This is a genomic window from Pseudomonas akapageensis, assembly GCF_011355085.1.
GTDB classification, from domain to species: domain Bacteria; phylum Pseudomonadota; class Gammaproteobacteria; order Pseudomonadales; family Pseudomonadaceae; genus Aquipseudomonas; species Aquipseudomonas akapageensis.
In genome coordinates this window covers 21540-34030 of the sequence record NZ_VXCP01000065.1, presented here as the reverse complement: position 1 = coordinate 34030, position 12491 = coordinate 21540, and the positions used below count along the sequence as shown (strand labels likewise).

The 12491-nt window shown below is 61.7% G+C and carries 11 protein-coding genes; 1 reads left to right on the top strand and 10 read right to left on the bottom strand.

Features of this window, described 5'->3' with window-relative positions; all coding sequences use genetic code 11:
* A partial coding sequence (locus F2S13_RS28490; protein ID WP_166367219.1) for an IS110 family RNA-guided transposase occupies positions 1-521 on the top strand: 521 nt, incomplete at its 5' end.
* A 480-nt stretch (positions 522-1001) separates the two neighbouring features.
* Here F2S13_RS28490 and F2S13_RS28485 read toward each other — a convergent pair.
* The 10 genes from F2S13_RS28485 to F2S13_RS28440 all read right to left on the bottom strand — a co-directional run bounded on the left by F2S13_RS28485 (position 1002) and on the right by F2S13_RS28440 (position 12311).
* The gene (locus F2S13_RS28485) at positions 1002-1487 is read right to left on the bottom strand and encodes a VOC family protein (protein ID WP_166367218.1); all 486 of its coding nucleotides are present in this window, start codon (positions 1485-1487) and stop codon (positions 1002-1004) included.
* 83 nt (positions 1488-1570) lie between these two features.
* Positions 1571-2593 (bottom strand): HlyD family secretion protein, encoded by a 1023-nt coding sequence (locus F2S13_RS28480; RefSeq protein ID WP_166367217.1) that lies wholly within the window; start codon positions 2591-2593, stop codon positions 1571-1573.
* A gap of 10 nt (positions 2594-2603) precedes the next feature.
* A complete protein-coding gene (locus F2S13_RS28475) occupies positions 2604-4214 on the bottom strand; it encodes an MFS transporter (protein ID WP_166367216.1) in 1611 nt (536 codons plus the stop codon).
* Between the two features lie 144 nt (positions 4215-4358).
* Positions 4359-5282, bottom strand: coding sequence for a LysR family transcriptional regulator (locus tag F2S13_RS28470; protein WP_166367215.1), 924 nt, complete (start codon positions 5280-5282; stop codon positions 4359-4361).
* 55 nt (positions 5283-5337) lie between these two features.
* On the bottom strand, positions 5338-6528 hold the full coding sequence (locus F2S13_RS28465; RefSeq protein ID WP_166367214.1) for an MFS transporter: 1191 nt from the start codon (positions 6526-6528) through the stop codon (positions 5338-5340).
* A 48-nt stretch (positions 6529-6576) separates the two neighbouring features.
* A complete protein-coding gene (chrA, locus tag F2S13_RS28460) occupies positions 6577-7920 on the bottom strand; it encodes a chromate efflux transporter (protein WP_166367213.1) in 1344 nt (447 codons plus the stop codon).
* A 216-nt stretch (positions 7921-8136) separates the two neighbouring features.
* The gene (locus F2S13_RS28455) at positions 8137-8856 is read right to left on the bottom strand and encodes a type 1 glutamine amidotransferase (protein WP_166367212.1); all 720 of its coding nucleotides are present in this window, start codon (positions 8854-8856) and stop codon (positions 8137-8139) included.
* 102 nt (positions 8857-8958) lie between these two features.
* Complete coding sequence (locus F2S13_RS28450; protein ID WP_166367211.1) at positions 8959-10332, bottom strand: aspartate aminotransferase family protein; 1374 nt, start codon at positions 10330-10332, stop codon at positions 8959-8961.
* 44 nt (positions 10333-10376) lie between these two features.
* Entirely contained in the window at positions 10377-11723 is a 1347-nt protein-coding gene (locus F2S13_RS28445; protein WP_166367210.1) for a glutamine synthetase family protein, read from the bottom strand.
* Positions 11724-11756: 33 nt separating this feature from the next.
* The gene (locus tag F2S13_RS28440) at positions 11757-12311 is read right to left on the bottom strand and encodes a helix-turn-helix domain-containing protein (protein WP_166367209.1); all 555 of its coding nucleotides are present in this window, start codon (positions 12309-12311) and stop codon (positions 11757-11759) included.
* Positions 12312-12491: the final 180 nt, after the last annotated feature.

Here is a 12491-nt window from a genome sequence, read left to right as displayed (position 1 = left end):
TGTTGCGAGAACTGATCGATGAGTTGCTCGTCGCATGGCTTTATCTGGGCGAACGCATCGCTGTACTGACAGCCCGGTTGGAAACGGCTGCTCGGGATGACAAGACAGCTCAACGCTTGATGACGATACGCGGTGTTGGTCCGATCATCGCCACGGCCCTACTGGCCAAACAGCCCGAACCAGCCCGCTTCGCCAACGCTCGACAATTTGCCGCCTATTTCGGCTTGGTACCCGATCAGCGCAGCAGTGGGAACAAGGTCAGGCTAGGCAGGATGAGCAAGCGGGGAGATGGTTACCTGCGCAGCATGCTGGTCCAGGGTGCACACGCGGTGCTCAAGCAATTGAGGGTTGATTCCGATCAGCCAGATGACCGCCGCCTCTTAGGCTGGCTATCCCGCCTTGGGCGCAAGGAGGCGGCGGTCAGGCTGGCCAATCGAAATCTGCGCATCATCTGGGTACTGCTGCAGAGTGAACAGACCTACCATCGACAATCGAGCAGTCATCATCAGGAGGCGGTATGAGCCTCTGATTTACAGAGTTACGCCACCGGGGCGCTGAGCCGCTCCAACCCCTGCTACTGAACATTGACCCTTGGTAAGACCGTCGCGGATTGATGCCTGCGCTCCTACCGGCCCACGAGGCCTGAATGTAATCGGCATACCGCGAGCTCACCCCGATGTTGGCCAGAAGCGAAACGCTTCCTCGGATAGGCCTGATACATAGATGCAACCGGGTAACCATGTTCAAAAGCGGGTAGACAATGTAGGCGAGTCCATACATAGGAGCGGGCTTGCCCGCGATGGAAGGCGCAGCCTTCCCCTGCGATGTCATGCCTAATATAGCCGGGGCTGCTGCGCAGCCCATCGCGGGCAAGCCCGCTCTACAGACCTGTGTCAAATCATGACCTGGGGTACGAACCAATCCAACTGTTCCCCCTGAAGGCGATGCAGCCGAAGGTCATGCGCCAGGTCACCCGCTTGTGGACGAAGGTCACCTGTGGCTTATGAGTCGCGTAGCTCCGGGCTCATTGCCGGTTGCCAGGATTGCAGCTCGATGATGTTGCCTTCAGGATCGGTCACGTAGCACCAGGTGACACGTGAGCCCGCGGCAGTCACCAGCGTGACGACTTCGCCAACGGCCTTGCCGCCCGCAGACAGCACCTGTTTGCGGGCCTGGGAGACCGAGTTCACCTCAAACGCCAGATGGCCGAGGCCGGGTCGGTTCACGGCAGGCGCATCGCCGTTAGCCAGAATGGAGTAGGTGAATATTTCCAGCGTCGGCCCCTCGGCGCCATGGCCCGGCAAGCGCAGGTGAACGCCGGCCAGGGACGCTCCCGCCACGCCCGTGCCGGCTTCCAGCTCAGCCCCCCGATAGTCGCGTTCGGGCGGCACCACCGTGCAGCCGAACAGCTCGACATAAAAGGCGGCGAGTCTGCGCCAGTCATGGGCAACCAGATTGGTGTGCGCGTACCGCGCGCCCTTGATCACAGTGGTATTCCTCGTTGGGTTCAGTTCAGGGATAGCTCACCTGCGTGGAGGCTGCAACACTGCAAGCGTTTACTCGGCAGGGGTCAGGTCCGCGTATCGATGCTCAGGTTGACCGACATGCCCATGCGCAGACGCAGGACTTGCGGTTGGTCCGGTTCCAGCACGATCTTCACCGGAATGCGCTGCACGATCTTGGTGAAATTGCCCGTGGCGTTGATCGGGGCCAGGGGCGAGAAACTCAAGCCCGTCCCCGGCGCGATGCTTTCGATCCGGCCGCGCAGGGTTTCGCCGGGCAGGCTGTCCACCTGCACCTGAACCGGTTGGCCGGGCTGCATGCGGGTCAACTGGGTTTCCTGGAAATTGCCAACGATATAGGCCTGCTCCAGCGGGACAACGGCCATCAACGGGGTACCGGGGCTGACCAGGGCGCCAACCCGCACATCGCGCTTGCCCACCAGTCCGTCGGCGGGGGCCGTGATGCGGGTGTAGGAAAGATTCAAGCGAGCCTGCTCGAGTTCGGCTTCATGGCGTTTGACCACGGCCTGGGCTTGCTTGAGTTGAGCTTGCAGCACGGCCACCTGTTTGACCGAAGCGGCAACGCCGGCATGGTTCTGTTCTCGTTGGGCCAGGGCAGTGTCGATACGCGAGCGGGCTTGCTGGGTCGTCTGCAGGCTGATGAGCCCACGATCGGACAGCCGCTGGTAGCGACTCAGGTCCTGTTGCGCGAATGTGACCTGGGCGGTGTCGGCCTTGACTTTGGCCTCGGACTGGTCGATTACCGCCTGCTGTTGGTCGAGCAAGGCGCCCAGGTGTTCAAGGCTGGCTTGCGCCGCGATCAGATCGGCCTGCGCCGAGTCCAGTCTGGCGCGGTAGTCTCGGTCGTCGATCAGCGCCAGCAGTTGACCTGCATTGACCGGCTGGTTGTCTTCCACCAGTACCTTGGCGATAAAGCCGGAGACCTTGGGGGCGATCAGGGTGTAATCGGCAACCACGTAGGCGTCATTGGTGTTCTGGTAGCGGTCTGGCCAGAGGCGTACCAGGCCAAGCAGGCAGAGCGTGACCGCGATGACGCCGACGGCAATGATCAGGCTGAGTTTGCGGGACATGACGATAGCCTCACTGTACATGCTGGGGGACTTGCGATGGGACGGGCGGCGCAGAGCGTGGTGGGTAGACCCGCTTGGGCACCAGCGGCAGTAGCAGGATCAAGGCAACGACGAACCAGGCCAGCACGCGGTATTTGTCGGCGGCGACCAGTACTGTGGCCTGGACCAGGCTTTCCCGGCCAAGGTCTTGCAGGGTGGCTGCCGGGGATTCGGCCAGGCGCGACATCGTCAGCTGTATGGCCTGGCCGGCATTGCCTGTCTGGTCCATCAACAGATTGAGGTGGAAGGACTGACGGTGACTGCCCAGCACCGCCAGGAAGGCACCGCTCAGCACGGAGGCGAAACCCCGCAGGCTGTTGATCATGGCCGAGGCAAAGGGGCCTTCGGCAGGCGCCACCGTGCTGGTGGCCTGCAGCAGGATCGGGACTACCGCCAGGGGTTGGCCGATGGCTTGCAGGGCGAACAGCCAGTAGAAGTTTTCCCGCGTCCACTGGCTGGTGATCTGGCTGCCCGCAAAGCAGGACAGCGACAGGAGCGCCAGTCCCAGGGCCAGGATCCAGCGGCTATCCACCCCGGGACGGTTGCACAGCGCTGCCACCAGCGGAATCACCAGCAATTGCGGCAGGGCGATCATCAGCGCCAGTGGCGCCATTTCCAGCGGGCGGTAGCCCTGCACCCGGGCCAGGTATTCGGCGGGGATGGCGAGGTTGGCGCCGGATATCAGCACGACTCCGCAGAGGGTGAGCAGGGCGTGCCACAGGTTGCGTCGCTTGAGCATGTCCAGCTTGAGGAAGGGCAGCGGGTGAGTTGCCTCGTTCAGGAGGAAGGCAATCAGCAGGCCTGCGCTGGTCAACAGCAGGGTCTGGATCATGGGCGATTCAAGCCAGTCCAGCCGCTCGCCCTGCAGCAGGGCGATGACCAGCAGGCAGATGCCCGGGAAACCGGTCAGCAGGCCGAACCAGTCAAACTGACGCAAGCGCTCGAGCCGCAGCGGGTCCTGGGGTATGCCCCAGGCCACGGCGACCAGGCTCAACAGGCAGAACGGGATGACCTGCCAGAAGATGAACTGCCAACCGACGTACTCGAACCAGACGGCGGCCAGGGGAATGCCCAGGTTGGGTGCGAATGTGGAGGTGAGGGCATAGGCCCCCAGGCCGTAGAGCCTGATACCCGGAGGCAGGAAGCGCAGGGCCACGGTCATCAGCATGGGCGACACGCAGCCGCCGAGCAGCCCCTGGATGGCGCGCAGCGCGTAAAGGCTGCCGAGCCCCGGGGCGAAGGGGCAAAGGAGGGCGATGAGGGTGAAACCGACGATGGCCCACAGGGTGAAGCGCCGCAACGAGAAGGTCACCGCGCACCAGGGCGCGAAGACCATGGCCGCGACCTGGAAACCCGAATAGAGCGAGGTAAGCCAGGTGCCATCGTCGAATCCGATGCCCATGGCGCCGCGTAGATCGACCAGGCCGACATCCGTTACTCGCTCGTTCAACCCGGCTGCCAGGCTGGCTACCAGCACGCCGCACAGGCCCACCAGGATACGCAGCCCAAAGGCCGAAGTGGCGGGGGCAGCTGTGGTCTGGGCGGTGCTCGTTGCTGCAGGCAGCGCAGTCGGCAGGTTCATGCCGGCCGGACCGAGGGCGGGAAATGGAGGTGCATCAGTTGCATGGCGGCGACACTCGCAGGGGGTTGCGCTAGTGTGCGAGTTCCGGGCACCGTTAAAAACTGAAACCTTTGCAACCTATCAATGCGTCAAACGCAATGCTCATCAGAGTAACGAGTTGGTCGATTCGCTCAGCTCGGCGCACACCTGGCGCACGGTCTTGCGCAACCAGCGGTGGCCGAAATCGTTGTCGAAACGTGGGTGCCAGGCCTGGATGACGATCAGGTTTTCCAGAGGGATCGGAATCATGAAAGGACGCAGGCTCAAGCCGAATCGATTGATCCGGTACAACGCATGCTGGGGAATCGGGAGCAACAGATCGGAGCCGGGCAGGGCGAATATTGCCGTGTTGAAGGACTGGGTGGTCAACATCACCTTGCGCGACAGACCCAGCTTGCCCAGCGCCACGTCGATCGGATCACGGTCGCGACCGCCCCGCGACACACTGATCTGCGGGTAGGCGGCAAATCCTTCCGGGCTGATGTCCTGGGCAAAGATCGGGTGGTCGCTGCTTGCCAGTCCCACGTAGTGCGTCGAAAACAGTGACTGGCGCTTGATCTCCGGCCCCATCGGGATCGGCGCACCGAGATAGATGTCGATGCTGCCTTCGCGCAAGTCGCTTTCGTCCAGCACATTGTCCGTCGCGAAGCGCAGGGTGCAGTTGGGCGCCTCCTGGCGAACCGCTTCGAGCATGCGAATACCCAACCCGCCCACCAGCACGTCATGCACGCGCAGGGTGAACTGGCGCTCCAGGGTTTCCAGGCGTTGCTCGCTGCCCGAGCGGAACAGCCCGCCGGCCTGTTCCACCAGAACCCGGACTTGCTCGCGCAGCTCCAGGGCACGCGGCGTGGGCACCATCCGGCGCCCGGCACGCACCAGAATGGGGTCGCCGAAGGCCTCGCGCACCCTGCCCAGGGTACGACTCATGGCTGGGGCACTGAGGTGCATGCGCTGCGCGGCGCCTACCACGCTGCCTTCTTCGAGCAATACATCGAGGGCAACCAGAAGATTGAGATCGGGATATTGCATGGGGCGCACGCCATCGGGTTGGGGATTGCATCATGATAGCTGTGTTAAAGAGTTTTCAACTCAGACGTGCCTTGCCCAGCAGCAGGATCAGGGATGCCGCTGAAAATGCCGCACCGGTGTAGAACACCAGTGCAGCGCCATGCAGCTGCCAGAGCCAGCCAGCGATGACACTGGCGAGCAGCAGCGCAATGCCGCTGATCAGATTGAACAGCCCAAAGGCCGTGCCCTTGAGCTCGCCGGGTGTGGTGTCCGCGACCAGTGTTGCCAGAATGCCCTGGCTGAACCCCATATGCAGACCCCACAAGGCAACCCCCAATAGCAGCATGCCGATGGATTCGGCATTTGCCAGTGCGATATCTGCGAGGATCAACAGCACCAGGCCAAAACCCAGTAGCGTCGTGCGGCTGACGCTGTCCGACCATTTCCCCGCCGGATAGGCGGACAGCATGTAGAACCCCGCCATCACGACCATCACCAGCGGCACCCAGGTGGCAGAAAATCCTGACTGCTGGGCGCGCAAGACCAGAAAAGCCTCACTGAAACGTGCAAGGGAAAACGCCGCGCCGATGGCTACCACCCACCAATAGTCCCTGGAAAACCGACTCAGCGACTCCAGCCTGATTGGCGAGCGCAAGCGCTGTGTACCGGTTTCATGCCTTGGCTCGCTGATGCCGAAGATGAGCAGCCCGACGGCGAGCACGGCGGGAATCACGGCAAACCACAGCACCCGGGCAATATCGTTGGCGAACCAGAGCATCAACACGATGGCCAGGAGCGGGCCCAGGAAGGCTCCGACGGTATCCATCGATTGCCGTAGCCCAAAACAGGCGCCGCGGATGGCGGCGGGGGCGACATCGGCGACCAGTGCATCACGCGGAGCCCCGCGTATCCCTTTGCCGATCCTGTCCAGGATACGGGCGGTAAAGACAAGGTCAGCCGACGTTGCAAGGGGAAACAACGGCTTGGTCAGCGCAGCCAGGCCGTAACCCAGCAGCAGTAACTCCTTTCTTCGGCCGATGTAGTCGCTGATCGCGCCGGAAAAGACTTTCACGATCAGCGCAGTGGCCTCAGCCACACCCTCGATGATGCCGACTGTGAGCACACTGATGCCCAGGGTGCTCACCAGATAGATGGGCAACAGGCTATGTACCAGCTCCGACGACAGGTCCATGAACAGGCTGACGAATCCCAGCGCCCATACAGTACGTGGAATGTCCCGGGTCGAGTTGCCTGCAACTGTGCCCATCTCATTGCCCTTGATGAGTCGTTCGGTTGCGTTGCCAGGTTATTCGGGTCAACGCAGCCAATAGACCAGCAAACCGATTGCACCGCAACCGAGCAGTACTTGTATCACGCCACGTTTGAAACGAAACAAGGCAATGGCGGCTGCCACGGCAATCAGCAAGGAAGGCCAGTCCAGATCGCCGGCAAAGCCCTTGGGCCAGAGCACGTGATAACCGAAGAACATCGCCAGATTGAGGATCACGCCGACGACGGCGGCTGTAATGCCGGTGAGTGGGGCGGTGAACTTGAGTTCATTGTGGGTCGACTCCACCAGCGGCCCACCGGCCAGGATGAACAAGAACGAAGGCAGGAAGGTGAACCAGGTCACCAGGCAGGCCGCGACGGCGCCGGCGAGAAATACCTGATCTGCGCCAAACACCTGATGCACATAGGCGCCGACAAAACCCACGAAGGCCACGACCATGATCAGCGGCCCGGGCGTGGTTTCCCCCAGGGCCAGGCCATCGATCATCTGGGTTGGCGTGAGCCACCCATAGTGGCCAACCGCACCCTGATACACATAGGGCAGCACGGCGTAAGCCCCACCGAATGTCAGCAACGCGGCCTTGGTGAAAAACCAGCTCATCTGGGTCAAGGTGCCTTCCCAGCCAAAGAGTGCAGTCAGGAGGGCCATGGGCAAGACCCAGAGCACGGCACCGATCAGCACCAGCTGCGCCAACCGTGTCCAGCGGAAACGGGCGTGTGCGGGTGTCGGCGTATCGTCATCGATCAATGCCGGGCCAAAGGATTTCTTCGCCGCGTCGTGGCCGCCGCCGAGACTGAATTTCGAAGGCATGATGCGGCCTCCCAGGTAGCCTAGCAAGGCGGCACCCAGGACGATCAGGGGGAAGGGGACATTCAGCGCAAATATCGCTATGAATGAGGCCGCGGCGATTGCCCACAGCCAGCTGTTTTTCAGCGCCCTGGAGCCAATTCGGTGAGCGGCATGCACGACGATGGCGGTGACGGCAGGCTTGATGCCATAGAACAACCCGGCCACCACGGGCACTTCACCAAAGGCGATGTAGACCCAGGACAACCCGATCAGGATAAACAGGGACGGCAGTACGAACAGCCCGCCGGCAATGATGCCTCCCCGGGTTCGGTGCATCAACCAACCGATGTAGGTCGCCAACTGCTGGGCTTCGGGCCCGGGCAGCAGCATGCAGTAATTGAGTGCATGGAGAAATCGTCGCTCCGAAATCCAGCGCCGGCGTTCGACCAGCTCCTGGTGCATGATCGAGATCTGGCCAGCGGGCCCGCCGAAGCTGATCAGGCCGAGTTTGAGCCAGAACCAGAAGGCCTGGAGCAGGGGGATGGTTTCGGGGCGGGGTTGATTCCGTTCAACGGTCATAGTGCCGCTCTGCAAAGCATGGGAGCACTACAATAAGCGTGGTTGAGAGTTTTTTGTAGCCGCTGCCGCAGGCTGCGCTCGCGCGCGTTAGCGGGCGCAGGATCTCGAAATCGCCGAGGAGCCCCTGCGGGACTCCAGCGCAGCCTGCGGCAGCGGCTACACGAGTTTGCGTTGCCCAATAAAGAGGGGCCTGTGCAGGCCCCGATCAATGCGCGATCAGCTGTTGACGTGCCTCTGAAAGAACCCCGCCACCCATTTGGCGATGGGCGTCGCATCCACCGGCAGATCGTTGACCGAGTCCAGTGCATTGGCAGAGACCTGCTCAGGCAGCAGATCGCCACGGAATTTTTCAGCGAGCACCCTGGTGTACTCCGCCGAGAACTCCGGGTGGTACTGCACTGAAATGGCCGGGAACGAGTAGGCGAACACACCGTTTTCGCAATGGCTCGATCCGCCGACGCGCGTGGCTTCAGGGGGGACTTTCTGGACCTGGTCCTGGTGGAACACGTAGGCGTGAGTCGACGCCGGCAAGGCCTGGGCGTCGTATTCATAATGCTGCGAACCGACTCCCCAGCCTTTCTCGGATTTCGCATTCAGCCCGCCATAGGCATCGGCCATGATCTGGTGCCCGAAGCAGATGCCGAACACCGGGATGCGTTCCTGGCGCAGTTGCTGGAGAAACGCGATCAAGGCGAGCATCCAGGGACTGCGTTCGTAAGTGCTGTATTTGGAGCCGGACAGGATGTAGCCATCGAATTCGGAGGGCGAGGGCAGCCTGTCACCGGACACGGGAGACAGGTAGGTAAAGGTCGCCTCTGGCAGAAAAGGGGACAGCCACTTTTCGATCATCATCGGGTAAGAGCCGAATTGATCGATCAGGTCGTCGGGCGTCCTGCCATTCTCCAGGATGCAAATTCGAATTAGCTTCTGAGACATTGTTCACCTCAAATGATTGCTGCATCACAGAACACTGCGAGCGTGCCTGGCCGACTGTCGAGCGGCCGGGCACGGCGCATGACCTGAGTTAGTCCCTGAACATCAGGCTTTACCGAGCACCTCGGCGGCGGTCAGGTCCAGGCACTTGCGCGCCTTGTCCACCAGCTCGTCGATCTCGGCCTTGCTGATCACCAGCGGCGGCGAGATGATCATTGTATCGCCAACGGCGCGCATGATCAGGCCGTTGTTGAAGCAGTGGCCACGGCAGATCATGCCGACGCCCTTGCCCTCGAAACGCGCGCGGGTCTCTTTGTTCTGCACCAGTTCGATGGCGCCAAGCATGCCGACACCACGCACTTCGCCCACCAGCGGATGATCGGCCAGTTCGCGCAGGCGTTGCTGCAGGTACGGCGAGGTTTCAGCCCGTACGCGGTCGATGATTTCTTCTTCACGCAGGATGCGCAGGTTTTCCAGCGCCACTGCTGCCGCGACCGGGTGCCCGGAGTAGGTGAAGCCGTGGTTGAAATCACCGGCTTCGTTGAGTACCGCGACCACTTCGTCGCGCACAATCAGGCCACCCATCGGGATATAGCCGCTGGTCAGGCCCTTGGCGATGGTCATCATGTCCGGCTTCAGACCGTAGAAATCGGTACCGAACCACTCGCCGGTACGGCCGAAACCGCAGATCACTTCGTCGGCCACGAACAGGATGTCGTACTTGGCCAGGATCTCCTTGATGCGCGGCCAGTAGGTTTCTGGCGGCACGATCACGCCGCCGGCACCCTGGATCGGCTCGGCGATAAAGGCTGCGACCTTGTCGACGCCCACTTCAAGGATTTTCTGCTCCAGCTGATCGGCCGCCCAGATACCGAACTCGTCGGGGCTCATGTCGCCGCCTTCACCGAACCAGTAGGGCTGCGGGATGTGCACGATATCGGGGATCAGGCCACCCTGGTCGTGCATGCCCTGCATGCCGCCCAAACTGGCACCGGCCATGGTCGAGCCGTGGTAGCCGTTGATGCGGCCGATGATGACTTTCTTCTGTGGCTGGCCCTTGCTCGCCCAGTAGTGGCGAACCATGCGCAGCATGGTGTCGTTGCCTTCGGAACCGGAACCGGTGAAGAACACATGGTTCATGCCTTCGGGCGCCAGGTCGGCGATGGCCTTGGCCAGTTCCAGCACCGGTGGGTGCGCGGTCATGAAGAAGGTGTTGTAGAACGGCAACTCTTTCATCTGCTTGGCGGCGGCCTGCACCAGTTCGTCGCGACCATATCCGACAGCCACGCACCAGAGGCCAGCCATGCCGTCGAGGATCTTGTTGCCTTCAGTGTCCCAGACGTAGACCCCTTCGGCCTTTTCGATGATTCGCGGGCCTTTTTCCTTCAGCTGCTTGTAGTCGCTGAAAGGGGCCAGGTGGTGGGCATTGCTCAGGGCTTGCCACTCGAGTGTCTTCGGGTTGCTGACGTGGTTGCTCATTGTTCTATTCCTACAGTCAATAACAAATTCGGGGGCGCGATGGCTTACAGGTACCAGCGGTATTCGCGCGCATGGATCTCTTGCATGAAGGCCAGATGGTCCTGGCGCTTGTTCTCGCAATAGACGTCGACAAACTCGGCACCCAGCCCCTCGCGTACGGCGGGCTCGTGCTGCATGTTGCGCACAGCGTCAAGTATTTCTAACGGGAAGTCAACGCCACTGTTGCGGTCTTCATTGAGCGGGGCGATCGGCTCGCGGCCGGCTTCAAGGCCGTGCTCCAGACCTACCAGAATCGCTGCCAGCACCAGATACGGGTTGGCGTCGGCGCTGGCCAGGCGGTGTTCGATGCGCAGATTCTTCGCGTCGGACTCGGGAATCCGTACGCAGGCGTCGCGGTCCTCGAAGCCCCAGCTGGCCTGGGTTGCCGCGTTGACCGTGCCGCCCAGGCGGCGGAACGCGTTCTGGTTCGGCGAGAAAATCGGCATGCAGTGAGGGATCAGTTCCAGGCAACCGGCCACGGCATGGCGCAAGGCCTGCTGCTGGTTCGCCGCCAGCAGGTTGTTGCCCGCGGCATCGTAGAGGCTGACATGCACATGCATGCCGCTGCCCGGGTGCTGCAGATAGGGTTTGGCCATGAAACTGGCGCGATAGCCGTGCTTGAGGGCCACGCCACGGGTGCTGCGGCAGAACAGCGCTGCCCAGTCGGCGGCACGCAGGCCGTCATCCAGGTGACCGAAATTGATTTCGAACTGACCAGGGCCCAGCTCGGCCGTGACGACCGTGGTATCGATGCCCTGGGTCCGCGCCGTCTCAACCATTTCATCGAGCACTGGCGAGAAACGCGACAGCCGTTCGATGTGCATATTGGGCTGATCGTCTTCGTCGTCGCTCAGCAGGTCCCGGGGAAACTGCGGCTGGCCGTCGCGCAGCTTCTTGTCGAACAGGTAGAACTCCAGCTCGAAGGCCACCACCGGGTGAATGCCCTTGCGCTGCAGGCGGTTCAATACCTGGGCGAGTACTTCCCTTGGTTCGAATTCGATCGGTGCTTCGGTGCCGTCGGAGGTAATCAGCATCTGCCCCAGCGGCTGGCCTTCCCAGGTCACGGGCTTGAGCGTGCCGGGCACCAGGCGGCGGCGGGCATCCGGGTCGCCGTCGTTGAAGCAGTAGTCGCCGATCTTGAACAACCCGCCTTGTACCCCCAGCAGCACGCAGTTTTGCGGCAGCTTCAGGGCGCTGCCGGCCGCCACCTTTTCCAGCATCTCGATCGGATAGCGCTTGCCGTAGAAATGGCCGGGGATATCCAGCGAAATCAGGTCGACGTAGCGGACTTCCGGGTAGCGCTGGCGAAATGCGGACACTTCGGCCAGCAGGTCGTTGCAGGCAGCATTCATGGTGGTTCTTCCTTCGATATTTGTAAGTTGTTATCAGGTGTAAACCCAGAGTACCCGGGCTGGATGTTCGGAAAGGTTGCCGTAGCGGCAACGGGCGCGGCTGGCCAGCTGGAAGCTGTCGCCCGGATGCAGGGTGACCGGCTCCTCGTTATCGAGCCACAGCGTCAACTCGCCTTCGATGACGTAACCGGCCTGCTCGGACTTGTCGCTCAACAGGCGCTCGCCACTGTGGGCGCCGGCCTCGAGCTGGCTCTCGAGCATGGAGAAAGCCGCTGACATGTTCGGCGAAACCAGGGTGTCGGTAATGCCGTTGGCCAGGTACAGGGTGCGCCGCTCGCTGGGGCGGGTGACCCACGGCAATTTCTTGAGCTTTGGTGCGTTGTAGAAATAGGTGGTCGGCACGTCGAGCACTTCGCTGATTGCCGTCAAGTCCGCCACTGTGGGGCGCGACAGGCCGCGCTCGACTTGTGACATGAAGCCCACCGAGCGGCCGATCCTGTCCGCCAGGTGTTGCAGAGTGAATTTCTTGTGCTTGCGCAGGTCGCAAATAAGGATCGCCAAAGCGGAGATTTCTTCTTGCTTGTTCATGCAGTGAATTCCAGAAACGCGTCCGTGAAATTTACAACTTTTAATTTCATGAAAAATTATCACTTAAATTTCATAAGTGCAAGCGCGTGTCAAAGATACTTCACATACAGGGGCGCAACCGTCGGCAAAGGCCGCGCCTGACAACGCCGGACCTATACTCAAATCAGGCATGGGTACGTT

Coding starts and splice junctions, on each gene's coding strand:
- F2S13_RS28480 (WP_166367217.1), bottom strand. CDS start 2,593: ATGTCCCGCAAACTCAGCCTGATCATTGCCGTCGGCGTCATCGCGGTC.
- F2S13_RS28475 (WP_166367216.1), bottom strand. CDS start 4,214: ATGAACCTGCCGACTGCGCTGCCTGCAGCAACGAGCACCGCCCAGACC.
- F2S13_RS28470 (WP_166367215.1), bottom strand. CDS start 5,282: ATGCAATATCCCGATCTCAATCTTCTGGTTGCCCTCGATGTATTGCTC.
- F2S13_RS28465 (WP_166367214.1), bottom strand. CDS start 6,528: ATGGGCACAGTTGCAGGCAACTCGACCCGGGACATTCCACGTACTGTA.
- chrA (WP_166367213.1), bottom strand. CDS start 7,920: ATGACCGTTGAACGGAATCAACCCCGCCCCGAAACCATCCCCCTGCTC.
- F2S13_RS28455 (WP_166367212.1), bottom strand. CDS start 8,856: ATGTCTCAGAAGCTAATTCGAATTTGCATCCTGGAGAATGGCAGGACG.
- F2S13_RS28450 (WP_166367211.1), bottom strand. CDS start 10,332: ATGAGCAACCACGTCAGCAACCCGAAGACACTCGAGTGGCAAGCCCTG.
- F2S13_RS28445 (WP_166367210.1), bottom strand. CDS start 11,723: ATGAATGCTGCCTGCAACGACCTGCTGGCCGAAGTGTCCGCATTTCGC.
- F2S13_RS28440 (WP_166367209.1), bottom strand. CDS start 12,311: ATGAACAAGCAAGAAGAAATCTCCGCTTTGGCGATCCTTATTTGCGAC.